This window comes from Paraburkholderia sp. A1RI-2L (genome assembly GCF_048957375.1).
GTDB lineage: Bacteria > Pseudomonadota > Gammaproteobacteria > Burkholderiales > Burkholderiaceae > Paraburkholderia.
Genome location: NZ_JARBTA010000002.1, coordinates 1,309,519 through 1,321,353, shown reverse-complemented (window position 1 = coordinate 1,321,353; position 11,835 = coordinate 1,309,519). Strand labels below are relative to the sequence as shown.

Here is an 11,835-nt window from a genome sequence, read left to right as displayed (position 1 = left end):
TGATTCAGGCCTGCAGCACGTATTCGCCCGGCGCCGCGCCCAGTCCCGCAGCCGGCGTGCGCGCCGGCGCTTCGCCGGTCGAGCGCTCGCGCAGCCAGTCGCGCCAGCAGGTCCACCAGGACCCCTCGACCACGGGCGCGCCCCTCACGAATTCGCGCCCGCTGCGGTACGCCGCGCCGGCCTCGCGCGTGGCGCACCGGTAGTAGCGCTGCGCGTGGCCGGGCTCGGAGACGATGCCCGCATTGTGGCCGCCCGCGGTGAGCACGAAGGTGAGCGCGTTGTGGGTGAGCAGATGCAGCTTGTAGACCGAGCGCCACGGCGAGACGTGATCGCGCTCGGTGCCGACGACGAACATCGGCGCCTCGATATCGGAGAGCGCGACCGGCTGGCCGCCGACGCAATAGCGGCCCGCCGCGAGGTCGTTGTGGAGAAAGAGCTGCGTGAGGTACTCGGTATGCATGCGATACGGCATACGGGTCGTATCCGCATTCCACGACATGAGGTCGTTGGGCTTCGTGCGCCGCCCGAGCAGATACTCGCTCATCATGCGCGACCAGATCAGGTCGCGGGCATTGAGCAGCTGGAACGCCGCCGACATCTGCGCGCCGTCCAGGTAGCCCTGGCGCCACATCAGCGCATCGAGCGCCGAGAGCTCGCTCGCGTCGATGAAGAGCCCGAGCTCGCCCGGTTCGCTGAAATCGGTCAGGGCGGCCAGCAGCGTGATCGAGCGCAGCGCGTCGCGCCGGCCATCGCGCGCGAGCGCCGCCGCGCCGATCGCGAGCAGCGTTCCGCCGAGGCAATAGCCCATCGCGTGCACGGCCTCGCCGCAGCGCGAGCGCACCGCTTCGAGCGCGGCGCAAAAGCCGTCGCGCAGGTAATCGTCGAGTCCGAGATCGCGCGCTTCGGCGCCCGGATTGCGCCACGAGATCGCGAACACCGTGAAGCCCGCTTCGACCAGAAAGCGGATCAGCGAGTCGTGCGGCTGCAAGTCGAGGATGTAGTACTTCATGATCCACGAAGGCACGATGAGGATCGGCTCGCGGGCCACGGCGGGCGTCGCCGGATCGTACTGAAGCAGTTCGCAGATCTCGTTGCGCCACACGACCCGGCCCGGCGTGAGCGCGACGTCGCGGCCCGGCACGAAGCTCTGCGCACCGCGCGGATGCACGCCGGCCAGGCTGCCGGTCATGGCCACGGCGTCTTCGAGCCAGTTGCGCAGGCCGGCCGCGAGATTCGCGCCGCCGTTGCGGATCGTCGTCTCGAACACGACCGGATTGGTGGCGATGAAGTTGCCGGGCGAGCACGCATCGAGCCACTGGCGCGCCGCGAAGCCCACCAGTTGCGCGTGGTGCCGCTCCACGCCCGGCACGCCGCGCGTCGCCTCGTTCCACCAGCGCTGAACCCCGAGAAAGGCATCGCGATACAGCTGAAAAGGCCAGTTCGACCACGCGGCGGCCGCGAAGCGCGGGTCGGCCCCGCCGGCGTGCACCGCGACGCCGTCTTCATCCTCATCCGCGTGCGCGCCGGCAGCGGGCACGGCGGCAGGAAAGAGGCTCGCGGCGAGCCAGGCGTGCGTGGCGAGGTCGAAGCATTTGCCGGGCGCAATCGCCAGATGCGCGCCCCAGTCGATGGCGGCGAGCGCAAGCGAGATCGGCGAGAGGCCGAAGGTGATGGCGGCCAGGCCCGCGTGGGCCGCCCGGTTCCATTCGTCGGCGCTGACCGTCTGCGGCCGGGCGCAGCCGATGTCGCAATCGGCGACCCAATCGGCGACCCCATCGGCGGCGCGGTCGGCGGCGCCGGCGGGCGCGCGCTCGTCGATTCGTGATTCGGCATCGTGCACGGCAGCTTTCATCGTCCTTCCCCAGTTTTGATCCGGCCGGTTGAGCGGCCGCGCGTCGGGCGTCAACCGGCGACGCCGCGCGGCCACAACCGCTCAACTGTGGGTTCGCCGCGCGCGGGCCCCGTTGATCTGAGTCAAGCGTGCGGGTGCCTCCCGGCATAGACTGCGTTGCACCCACTGCCGGAGCAGACACCGTGCCACGCGATGGCCGCCGGCAGACGCCTGAACCCGCACCGGGGAGGCCCATGCGCACGCTTGCACTGCTTGTCATCAACGCCGGCTCGTCGAGCGTCAAGTTCGCCGTGTTCGCCTGGCCGGCGCATGGCGACCCGCAGCGCCAGCCGCTGCACGAAGGCGAAGCGATCGACGCGGCCGATGGCATCGCGATCCGCTTCGACGCGGCCCCCGCGCGCCTGCTGCAAAAAACGCCCAGCGAGGACCCGTTTCGCTGGATCCTGCGCGAGGTCGTCGAATGGACGCGCGAGCAGCTCCCGCATCTCACACTGGGCGCCGTCGCGCATCGCGTGGTGCATGGCGGCACGCAGTATGCGGCGCCGGCGATCGTGGATGCCGGCGTACTCGGCGCGCTGCGCCGGCTCACGCCGCTCGCGCCTTTGCATCAGCCGCACAGCCTCGATGCAATCGAGTTGCTGCACACCGCCTTTGCGGGCATCCCGCAGATTGCCGTATTCGATACGGCGTTCCATCAGACGCTGCCGCGCAGTGAGCAACTGCTGCCGCTGCCGCATGCCTGGTTCGACAAGGGCGTGCGCCGCTACGGCTTTCACGGCTTGTCCTACGAATACCTGAGCGTCGCGCTCGACGAGGCCTTCGGCGCGCGCGCGCGGGGCCGCGTGATCGCGGCCCACCTCGGCGGCGGCGCGAGCCTGTGCGCCATGCGCGCGCTGCGCAGCGCCGCGACGACGATGGGGTTTTCCGCGCTCGACGGCCTGATGATGGGCACGCGCTGCGGCACGCTCGATCCCGGCGCGGTGCTGCATCTGCTCGACGTCGAGCACCTCAGCCACGAAGCGCTCGGCCAGATCCTCTATCACGAGTCGGGGCTCAAGGGCGTGTCCGGCATCTCATCCGATCCGCGCGAGCTGCTCGAGCGCGAGGCGAGCGGCGACGAGCGCGCGCACGACGCGCTCGCGCTGTACGTGCACCGGATCGTGCGCGAGACGGGCGCGCTCGCCGCGCTGCTGGGCGGTCTCGACATGCTGGTTTTCACCGCCGGCATCGGCGAGCACTGCGCGGCTTTGCGCGAGCGGATCTGCGCGGCGCTCGGCTGGCTCGGCGTCGAGCTGGACCCGGCGGCCAATGCCGCGAACGCGCACGTCATCTCGCGGGCGTCGAGCACGGTCACGGTGGTGGTCGAGCCGACCAACGAGGCGTGGATCGCCGCGCGCGACGCGATCCGGCTGGTGGATGGCCGGCAGCGGGACGTTGCGGGTACGTGAAGCATGGCGCGCCTCTCCGGCGCGCCGTGTGCCTCAATCCGGCTCCGCTTCCTCGACGATGGCAAGCGGCATCGTGATTTTCACCGCGAAACCCCGGCCCGGAGCGGTCTCGATAGCGAGCTTCCCGCCCAGGCGCTCGGCACGCTCGCGCATGCCCAGTAATCCGAACGATTTGAGGCCCGGCCGAACTTCGTTGGCGGCCCCGCGGCCGTTATCCGCGATGCTCACGTTACAGTCGGTTGCGCCGCGCAGGATCTCGACGCGGACTTCGGTCGCGTTCGCGTGGCGCGCGATATTCGTCAGCGCTTCCTGGATCATGCGAAACACCGCCGTGGCGCTGTCGCGATTGAACGCGATCGCGTCTGCGTCGATGTTCGCAATCACCTCGATCCCATACCGGGTCGAGAACTCCTCGATCAGCCAGTCGACCGCGGGAATCAGGCCAAGGTCATCGAGCATGCGCGGACGCAGGTCCGAAGCGATGCGCCGCACGGAAGCGACGATCTGGTCGATCATCGCATTGAGCCTGCCGATCTCGGCATGGTCCGTGCCGGGCTCGGCCCTTCTGAGCCGGTTTTCGAGCAGCCCCGTTTCGAGCTTGAGCGCAGTGAGTTGCTGCCCAAGGTCGTCGTGCAGTTCGCGCGCGATGCGCGCCTTCTCCTCTTCCCTGACACGCTGGATGTTCGCGGAGAGACGCTTGAGCTCCTCGCGCGAGTCCCGCAGCGCCTCCTCCGCGCGTCGGCGATCGGTGACGTCCACGATCCAGCCCACCATGCGGTAAGGCTCGCCTGCGCTATTCCATAGCGCCTGCCCCCGCGACAAAATCCAGCGCAGGTCACCCGATTTCGTGCGCACCCGATACTCCACGCTATAGGCGCCCTGGTGCGCGAGGTGCGCCTCGAGCGTGGAGCTCACACGCTCGATGTCGTCGGGATGAATCGCATAGCGGTGCACTCTGATGTCGCGGGGCAGTTCATGCTCGGCATAGCCGAGGATTTCACAGAAGTGCGGCGAGAAATAAACCGCGTTGCTACGCGGGTCCCAGTCCCAGAGTCCGGCAGCCGCGCCGCTGACCGCCAACTGAAACCGCTCCTCGCTGGCCGCCAGCACGGTCGACACGCGCTGCCGCTCGATCGCGTAGCGGATCGCGCGGCTCAACAGCATGGGCTGAATTTCCCGCTTGAGGAGGTAGTCCTGCGCCCCGTCCTGAATCGCCAGCAGGCCGGCCGACATGTCGGCGAGCCCGGTCAGCACGAGCACGGGGGTCTCCGGTTTTTGACGATGGAGCGTGTGGAAGGTATCGAGACCCTGCGAATCCGGCAGCCCGAGGTCGAGCAGCACCACGTCGAAGGGCGTCGCCCGCAGATGCGCCAGCGCCGCCGACAATTGCTCCGCATGCACCAGCACCGGCGCGAATTCCGGCACATCCGCTAGCGCCTCGCGGACCAGGAGCGCGTCGGTCGGGCTGTCCTCGACAAGCAGGACGCGAAGCTCTTCGAGCGCAACGCTCATTGTTCACCGGGTGGCAGCGTGACCACGCCGAACCAGAATTCGCTGATGCTGCGCACCACGTCTGCAAACTTCGCGAAATCCACCGGCTTCGCGATGTAGCAGTTGGCATGCAGTCCATAGGATTTCACCACGTCCTCCTCGGACCTGGAAGTTGTCAGGATCACAACCGGAATGTTGCGCAGCTCGGGATCGTCCTTCAATTCCTGAAGCACCTCTCTGCCGCTCTTCTTCGGCAGATTCAGATCCAGAATGATGAGTCCTGGCCGGCGCGCGGCGTGGTACGGCCCCTCGCGGCGCAGGTAGGCCATCGCAGCCACGCCGTCATCCACCACCCGCAGCGGGTTGAGCACCTTGTGGTACTCCAGCCCCTCGCGCGTCATCATCACGTCCGTCGGGCTGTCCTCGACGAGCAGAATTTCGACAAGGCCGTCAAACGCGTTGCGTGACATCGGCTCGCTCCTTCCGGGTTGCGCTGCTATCGCGATTCGCTCCCGCCTTGCCCCGGCAGCGTAAAAAAGAACGTCGTGCCCTTGCCCGGTTCGGATTCGACCCAGATCCGGCCGCCGTGACGCTCCACGATGCGCTTGCACAGCGCGAGTCCGATACCGGTGCCCGGGTAATCGCGACGGGTATGCAGGCGCTGAAAAATCAGGAAGATCCGTTCGAAATACTGCGCGTCGATACCAATGCCGTTGTCTTCCACGCGGAACTGCCAACCTGCTCCGCGCGCTTCGGCGCCCACGCGAATCTCCACTGGCCCCTCTTTGCGCCGGAACTTGATCGCGTTGCCCACCAGGTTCTGGAACAGCAGCGAAAGCTGGGGCGCAATCGCGCGCACGGCGGGAAGCGGCTCACGATGCACCTGTGCGCCGGCTTCCTCGATGGCCGTGCTCAGGTTCTTCAGGGCGTAGTCGAGCGCGGCTTCGCACTCAGTCGGCTGGAACACATTTTCGGCCCGGCCCACGCGCGAATAAGTCAGAAGATCCTCGATGAGCGCCTGCATGCGCGCGGCGCCTTCAACGGCGTGGCCGATGTATTCGTCGGCCCGCGCGTCCAGTTGCCCCTCGTAGCGCCGCTGCAGAAGCTGCAACGGTCCGGCGACGGCACGCAGCGGCTCCTGCAGGTCGTGCGAGGCGACATAGGCGAACTGCTCGAGGTCGCGATTGGAGCGGGCCAGTTCGTCGGTGCGCTCCTGCAGCGCGTCTTCGGCGCGCCTGCGCTCCGTAATGTCGACGACCGCTGCCAGAACGAACATGCCTTCGTCGGTCTCGATGGGATTGAGGCCGATTTCCACGGGAAACTCGCTGCCGTCCCGGCGCAGGCCGTAAAGATGCCGCCCGGTGCCCATTGGCCGGCTCTTCGGGTCGCCGAAGAAGGCCGCGCGCCAGGCAGGATGACCCGCGCGAAGTCTCGCCGGCACGAGTTCGTCGATGCCGAGGCCGAGCAGCTCGTCGCGCGAGTAGCCGAACACGCGCTCCGCCTGCGAATTCACGAGCACGATGTGGCCGGCGCGGTTCACCATGATCATGGCGTTGGGCGCTGCCTCCACGACGAGCCTGAGCCGCTCCTCCGCCCGCTTGCGTTCGCTGATGTCGGTGGAAATGCCGCCGATCGCGACCGTGCGGCCTTCGGCGTTGCGGATCGGAAAGCCCACGGAAAGGAAGGTGTGCAACTGGCCGTCGAGCGAGACCTCTTCCTCCCGCTCGACGACTTCTCCCGCCAGCACCCGCTCGTCCGCCTCGCGGAAGGCGAGTGCGCGCTTTGCCGTAAACAGTGTTTCGTCCGTACTACCCAGCGCACGCTGCCTTTCGATGTGAAAAACCGCTTCGAAGCGCCGGTTGACGAGCGCGTAACGGCGATCCAGCTGTTTGACGGTGATCACGGTGGCCGCGTTATCGACGATCGACTGGAGCCGCTGCTGGCTATCGCGCATCTCCCGCTCCGCGCGCTCGTGCTCCGCTGCCTTGCGGCGCAGCGCTTCGTTGGCGCTTTCGAGTTCCGCCGTGCGCTGCGCGACCCGCTCTTCGAGCTCGCGCGTGAGCGAACGCAACCGTTCTTCCGCAGCCTGGCGCGCCGCGACCTCGCGCACGAGATCCCGGTTCGTCTGGTAGAGCTGCTTCGGGCTTGGCAATGCGAGCGCTTTCGGAATCAGCGGCCACATTGCGGCGGCAGTGGCCAGCGAAGCCAGCGCCGTGACGGTCTTGACGCCCGCGTCCAGCCAATAGACGGGGTGCCAGATGTCGACGATGGCGAGCAAATGCGTGGTCCCGCAAGCGAGGATGAACACCGCGAACATGAGGAACAGCCAGCTGAAAGGAAGATCGGTGCGGCGGCGCGCGAACGACCACAGCACCACCGGTATCGAATAATACGAAAGTGCGATGACCGCGTCGGATCCCACGTAGGTCCAGATCAGCGGGAGCGACCAGTGCAAACAATAGCCGTGAGGGATGAAATCCGAGGTCGCAAGGAATTGAGCAATGGCGTCCACGCTTTGTTCTCTCCCAACGATGGACTTTCGGACTGCTCCAGATGGAGGAAGGTACGCGCGGTTGTCAATCGACGGAGTAAGCGATCAGGTCAAGCCCGAAAGGTTTCGCATGACCGACAGATCCGCACCGTGGCTCAAGTGAAGCACTCATCAAGATTAGGCACCGAAATTGCCGGATTCAAGGAATGGGGTGGTGCGCGGCCGGCTGCGCGCCTCGTCGGGGTGGTCCACGACTGGCATCTCCGCGGCGGCGAACGCTTCGTCGGCCCTCATGACGATTGAGAACATCGCCCACGCAGGTAATGCTTCATGAACAGCAGCAACGCGATGTGCTGCCTTTCGTAGAGCTCAGCAGGGTGAATCGTGAGCGGCGGACGCCAGTACGGCAGGACTGGCTCGCCGCACAGGATCGCGATGCTCGCGCCCGGCGCCTCGTGGCGCAGCGCGCGCGCCGCGGACTCGCTGGCAATGCCGCCGCCCACGCGCGCTTAATCGAGCCGAAGCGAAGCTCGAAGCGAAGCGAAGCGCCGCTCGCGCGCGGCATGGTCCTGCGCCATGTTCAGCGGGACACCGCCTCGTGTTCGCGCGCGGCCAGCGCGTCCTTGATCGCGAGCACGAAGCGGGCCACCTTCTCCACCGCCACATCGCGCCGCATGTCGCGCGCGGAAATCGCGCAGGTGGCCAGCGGCGCGCGGTGCGCGAGCTGCTGCATCTGCGCGAATGTGTCTTCGCTGCCGCGCGAGCCCATCGTGCAGAAGAACGCCGTGGCACGCACTTCGTGCGCGTGCCGCGCAAGCCAGCTCGCGACTGGCGTCGAGGCGCGGGCGGCCCACACCGGCGTGCCGACCAGCACCATGTCGTAATTCGCGATCTTGTGCGTCATCGGCCGCAGATGCGCGGGGCGCTTGCTGATCACGTCGATAATCGAGCGCAGGAATCCGAACGGTCCCGCGCGCCGCCCAAACTCGACCTCCTGCAGCCGTTCGTAATCGCCTTCGAGCTCGGCGGCAAGCCGCCCGGCAAACTCGGCCGTGGTCTCGCTGCGCGAGTAGAAGACCACGAGAATGCGTGATGAAGCGCTCATGGAGACCTCCTCGTTGCTACGCAGCTACTCGAACGACTTCGGCTCGCCGCGGTGTTTCGCTTCGAAATGTTGCTGGCGCGCCGCGATGAGGCGCAGCTCGTCGAGCAGCGTCGCGGCCGCATGAATCAGGTCGTCGAGCGAGACGATTCCCACCAGCCCGCCGTCGTCGCCGACCACGGGCAGCCGGCGCACGCCATGCAGACGCATGCGCCTCGCGAGCAGCCAGAAGTCGTCGATGCCACGCGCGAGCACGGCGGGCGCCGACATCACGTCTCCGGCATAAAGCGTCGCCGGTGACGCATCCTGGCTCACCACGGCCAGCACGATGTCGCGATCGGTGAGCATGCCGACCGGCACGCGCACGCCGCCCTCCTCGTTCACCACCACGAGATCGCCCGCATGCAGCGCGCGCATTCTGGCCGCTGCTTCAACGATGGTTGCTTGCGGGCCGCACGTGGCGACCTCGCGCGTGCATAGCGCTAAAGCGTTCATTGCGCCCCCTTCCATTCGGCCTCGAGTTGTGCGCACGGGGCCGGCTGGCTCGCCTGCTCGCAGGCGAGCGCGTTGTCGGCAGCCGCATTGGCGGCGAGCGCATCGAAAAAGCGCTGCACGGGCACGCCGCCGCATCGCTCGACGACGATGAAACCCGCACAAGCGATGGCCGACGCCGTCACCAAGCTGAACGCCAGCCATTCGAATCGGCGAAACAAGCGATACATGACCGTGCTCCTTGCGTTGCCATTCATTCGATGTTCAGCAGATCGACGATCGCCCGCACGCCCGGCGTCGCCCTCGCCGCCCCGCACACGAGCCGCCGCTCGGCGTGCGAGGCGACCTTGCCGGTCAGGATGGCCGTGCCGTCGTCGATCTCGATCCCGATGTGCTTCGCTTCGCGATCCCCGTGCCGCTGGATCGCATCGCGAATGCCGCTTGCGATGTCCTCGGCCGAGGCCTCGCCACGAATGCGGATTTTGTCGGTTACTCCGGTCACGCCGCGCATGCGCGCGATCGCGCTTTGCGCGGCGTGGCTCTGGTAACCCCAGTCGCAATCGCCCGTCAACGTGACCCAGCCTTTCTCGACCTGCACCTGCACGTTCTGGTTGTTCAGCCCGACGGTCCATTCGAGAATAGAGCGCACCGTGTTGGCGATATCCTCATCGCTGCGCATGTCGTGGCGCGGCAGACGCACCTCCATTTCGACGACGACCCCGCGCACGCCCGAGACTCTGCCCGCCGCCCGCTCCGCGGCGAGCTTCTGCGCGAAGCTGGCCGGATGCCCCGACAGCGTGACCACGCCGTTCGACACTTCCACGCCGATCTCGGCGAGATTGATCGACTTGTCCCACGCGAATTCGGCTTCCACGTCGCGCTTCAATTCGATATCGGTTTTCATTGCAGGTCACTCCTGATCTAAATGCTGATATAGCCCCGGAAGCACCATGGCTGCGGCATCTGCTGCGGTGCGGGCGAAGCGCCCGGCTGCTCCACGCAAGTGCCGAAGAAACCCGGCGCGCCATCGGCGGAAAAGACCGGCACGAACGCGAAGGCGTCGTTCACCCGGATGAGGAAGTCGCGGTTGTAACGTGACGGCGCAAAGATCTCGATCGACTGGAAGAACGCGCGGCCCTGCGCCATTTCCCGCACTTCCCGCGTGGCCGGCCCCCGCATCTCGTATCGCGCCGGCAGCTCGTCGCTGCGCGTGCCGCGCCGCACCGACTCGCCGGGGCTGAAGACCAGTTCGACGCCGGGGTACGGCAGGCAATGCGGCTGCTGTGCGACCGGCCCTTCCGGGCCGAGCAAAAGCGGCGGATAGACCCACATCGACATATTGACCACCGGGGTTCTGCGCGAAAAATATTCTGCGAGCCAGTTCATCACTCCTCCTTGCCTTGAAAACACCGCGTGCGCCTGCGTCCACATGCGCTCATCCTCTTGCGTCGTACCACTCGCGGATGGCCGACCAGATATGCTCCGCGCTCTCGCAAAAACGAAATAGCGCGAGATCGCCGGGCGCGATCATTCCTTCTTCGGCCATCAAGTCGAAATCCATGAGCGCGCGCCAGTAGGTTTCGCCCACCAGCACCACCGGAATCGGCTCGATCTTGCGGGTTTGCAAAAGCGTCAGGACTTCGAATAATTCGTCGCAGGTTCCGTAGCCGCCCGGAAAGAACACCGCGGCTTTCGCCTTTTCCAGCAGATGCAGCTTGCGGATGGCGAAGTAGTGAAACCGGAAGCACAGCTCGGGCGTCAGATACGGGTTCGGAAGCTGGTCGCGCGGCAACGCGATATTCATGCCGACGGTAAGCGAGCCGCTTTCGAACGCACCGCGATTGGCCGCCTCCATGATGCCGGGGCCGCCGCCCGTGACGATCGTGAGCCGCGCAAGCCTCGGCGTCGCATCCGCGGCGCCGACCAGCCGCCCGAACTCGCGCGCGATTTCGTAATAGACGCTATGCCGGACCCGCGCCTCGGCCGCGCTAACGGCGCGTTGAGCTTGCGCATCGGCGGCGTCCGCCTTGACCCGCGCGCGCGCCACGGCCAGCATGCGGCGCGCGCGAGCGGGGGCTTCGACGCGCGTGCTTCCGTACACCACGACCGTCTCGCAAATGCCGAACTGCTGCAGCTTCTCGGCGGCTTTCCAGTAATCGAGCTGCAGGCGCACGCCGCACATTTCGGGGCGGCGCAGGAAGGCGCTGTCCTCGTCTGCCTGAACGTAGGTCGGGCTTTCGATCAGGCGGCGCACGCGCGGCGGCAGCGCCTGCCGCGCCTTGCGGGCAGGACGGCGCGCACGCCTCGCGATCGTGCTCATGCTGCCGGCACCGAAGCGAAGTGCTCGCGCACGAACTCGCGCACGCGCGCGAGATCGGCGGCGGCAGTCGAACGGTCCATCGCCGGCCCGACTTCGTCAAAGTGCAGATGCCCGACGAACTCGAATCCGGCCGCGCGGAAGATGTGCGTGTCCTGCAGCAGCTCCATCGCCTGCCAGCGGCCGTCCTGCACGAGCGCGGCAAGCGGCGCGCCCGACACCGTGACCGCCGCCGCCCGGCGCCCGGACAGCAGGCCGCGCAGGTTCCCCTGCTCCACCTCGTAGGCAAAGCCGCGGCTGAACACGCGGTCTATGTAGCCCTTCATCATCGCGGGCATCGACATCCACCAGAGCGGATAGATAACCGTCACGACATCGGCCGCGAGCAGGTCCTCCTGCGCCGCCAGCACGTCGACCATGCGAATGTGCACGTCTTTCCCGTCGATCAGTTCACGTGCGGACAGCACGGGATCGAACCCCATCCGGTAAAGGTCGTGCACGTGCACGTCGTCGCCCGCGCGGATCAGTTCGCCGACATAGGTCCGCGCCAGGCTCATGGTGAAGCTGTCTTCCACCGGATGCGCGACCACGATCAGATGCTTCTGCATGGCGAGGGCTCCCTTTACATTCGAAGCGCGCAGC

Annotated in this window: 13 protein-coding genes; 1 reads left to right on the top strand and 12 read right to left on the bottom strand. The window is 66.9% G+C overall.

What is annotated here, in order from left to right:
- Positions 1–4: 4 nt before the first annotated feature.
- Positions 5–1,852, bottom strand: coding sequence for a PHA/PHB synthase family protein (locus PWP93_RS20875; RefSeq protein ID WP_421045778.1), 1,848 nt, complete (start codon positions 1,850–1,852; stop codon positions 5–7).
- Positions 1,853–2,085: 233 nt separating this feature from the next.
- Here PWP93_RS20875 and PWP93_RS20870 point away from each other — a divergent pair, with 233 nt between their 5' ends.
- Positions 2,086–3,300 carry an acetate/propionate family kinase gene (locus PWP93_RS20870; RefSeq protein WP_421045777.1) on the top strand — a complete coding sequence of 405 codons (1,215 nt, stop codon included), beginning with the start codon at positions 2,086–2,088 and terminating at the stop codon, positions 3,298–3,300.
- Between the two features lie 33 nt (positions 3,301–3,333).
- Here PWP93_RS20870 and PWP93_RS20865 read toward each other — a convergent pair whose 3' ends face one another.
- The 11 genes from PWP93_RS20865 to PWP93_RS20815 all read right to left on the bottom strand — a co-directional run bounded on the left by PWP93_RS20865 (position 3,334) and on the right by PWP93_RS20815 (position 11,801).
- Complete coding sequence (locus tag PWP93_RS20865) at positions 3,334–4,812, bottom strand: PAS domain-containing protein (protein ID WP_421045776.1); 1,479 nt, start codon at positions 4,810–4,812, stop codon at positions 3,334–3,336.
- Positions 4,809–5,261 (bottom strand): response regulator, encoded by a 453-nt coding sequence (locus PWP93_RS20860; RefSeq protein WP_421026765.1) that lies wholly within the window; start codon positions 5,259–5,261, stop codon positions 4,809–4,811. The genes PWP93_RS20865 and PWP93_RS20860 overlap by 4 nt, the downstream gene beginning before the upstream one ends.
- Positions 5,262–5,287: 26 nt before the next feature.
- The gene (locus tag PWP93_RS20855; protein WP_421026764.1) at positions 5,288–7,303 is read right to left on the bottom strand and encodes a PAS domain S-box protein; all 2,016 of its coding nucleotides are present in this window, start codon (positions 7,301–7,303) and stop codon (positions 5,288–5,290) included.
- A 269-nt stretch (positions 7,304–7,572) separates the two neighbouring features.
- A complete protein-coding gene (locus PWP93_RS20850; RefSeq protein ID WP_421046171.1) occupies positions 7,573–7,785 on the bottom strand; it encodes a hypothetical protein in 213 nt (70 codons plus the stop codon).
- 77 nt (positions 7,786–7,862) lie between these two features.
- Positions 7,863–8,387, bottom strand: coding sequence for a flavodoxin family protein (locus PWP93_RS20845; RefSeq protein WP_421045775.1), 525 nt, complete (start codon positions 8,385–8,387; stop codon positions 7,863–7,865).
- Positions 8,388–8,411: 24 nt separating this feature from the next.
- Positions 8,412–8,879 (bottom strand): CBS domain-containing protein, encoded by a 468-nt coding sequence (locus tag PWP93_RS20840; protein WP_421045774.1) that lies wholly within the window; start codon positions 8,877–8,879, stop codon positions 8,412–8,414.
- Positions 8,876–9,106, bottom strand: coding sequence for a hypothetical protein (locus PWP93_RS20835; RefSeq protein ID WP_421045773.1), 231 nt, complete (start codon positions 9,104–9,106; stop codon positions 8,876–8,878). The genes PWP93_RS20840 and PWP93_RS20835 overlap by 4 nt, the downstream gene beginning before the upstream one ends.
- 23 nt (positions 9,107–9,129) lie before the next feature.
- The gene (locus tag PWP93_RS20830) at positions 9,130–9,780 is read right to left on the bottom strand and encodes a BON domain-containing protein (RefSeq protein WP_421045772.1); all 651 of its coding nucleotides are present in this window, start codon (positions 9,778–9,780) and stop codon (positions 9,130–9,132) included.
- Between the two features lie 17 nt (positions 9,781–9,797).
- The gene (locus tag PWP93_RS20825; protein ID WP_421045771.1) at positions 9,798–10,262 is read right to left on the bottom strand and encodes a hypothetical protein; all 465 of its coding nucleotides are present in this window, start codon (positions 10,260–10,262) and stop codon (positions 9,798–9,800) included.
- Between the two features lie 49 nt (positions 10,263–10,311).
- Entirely contained in the window at positions 10,312–11,196 is an 885-nt protein-coding gene (locus PWP93_RS20820) for a TIGR00730 family Rossman fold protein (RefSeq protein WP_421045770.1), read from the bottom strand.
- Positions 11,193–11,801: an NAD(P)H-dependent oxidoreductase gene (locus PWP93_RS20815; RefSeq protein ID WP_421045769.1), complete on the bottom strand. Its 609-nt coding sequence runs from the start codon at positions 11,799–11,801 to the stop codon at positions 11,193–11,195. Before PWP93_RS20815 ends, PWP93_RS20820 begins: the two co-directional genes overlap by 4 nt.
- Positions 11,802–11,835 lie beyond the last annotated feature (34 nt).

Bases quoted from the DNA above. Each gene is read 5' to 3' on its own strand.
- PWP93_RS20875 (WP_421045778.1), bottom strand. From the start codon at position 1,852: ATGAAAGCTGCCGTGCACGATGCCGAATCACGAATCGACGAGCGCGCG.
- PWP93_RS20870 (WP_421045777.1), top strand. From the start codon at position 2,086: ATGCGCACGCTTGCACTGCTTGTCATCAACGCCGGCTCGTCGAGCGTC.
- PWP93_RS20865 (WP_421045776.1), bottom strand. From the start codon at position 4,812: ATGAGCGTTGCGCTCGAAGAGCTTCGCGTCCTGCTTGTCGAGGACAGC.
- PWP93_RS20860 (WP_421026765.1), bottom strand. From the start codon at position 5,261: ATGTCACGCAACGCGTTTGACGGCCTTGTCGAAATTCTGCTCGTCGAG.
- PWP93_RS20845 (WP_421045775.1), bottom strand. From the start codon at position 8,387: ATGAGCGCTTCATCACGCATTCTCGTGGTCTTCTACTCGCGCAGCGAG.
- PWP93_RS20840 (WP_421045774.1), bottom strand. From the start codon at position 8,879: ATGAACGCTTTAGCGCTATGCACGCGCGAGGTCGCCACGTGCGGCCCG.
- PWP93_RS20835 (WP_421045773.1), bottom strand. From the start codon at position 9,106: ATGTATCGCTTGTTTCGCCGATTCGAATGGCTGGCGTTCAGCTTGGTG.
- PWP93_RS20830 (WP_421045772.1), bottom strand. From the start codon at position 9,780: ATGAAAACCGATATCGAATTGAAGCGCGACGTGGAAGCCGAATTCGCG.
- PWP93_RS20825 (WP_421045771.1), bottom strand. From the start codon at position 10,262: ATGAACTGGCTCGCAGAATATTTTTCGCGCAGAACCCCGGTGGTCAAT.
- PWP93_RS20820 (WP_421045770.1), bottom strand. From the start codon at position 11,196: ATGAGCACGATCGCGAGGCGTGCGCGCCGTCCTGCCCGCAAGGCGCGG.
- PWP93_RS20815 (WP_421045769.1), bottom strand. From the start codon at position 11,801: ATGCAGAAGCATCTGATCGTGGTCGCGCATCCGGTGGAAGACAGCTTC.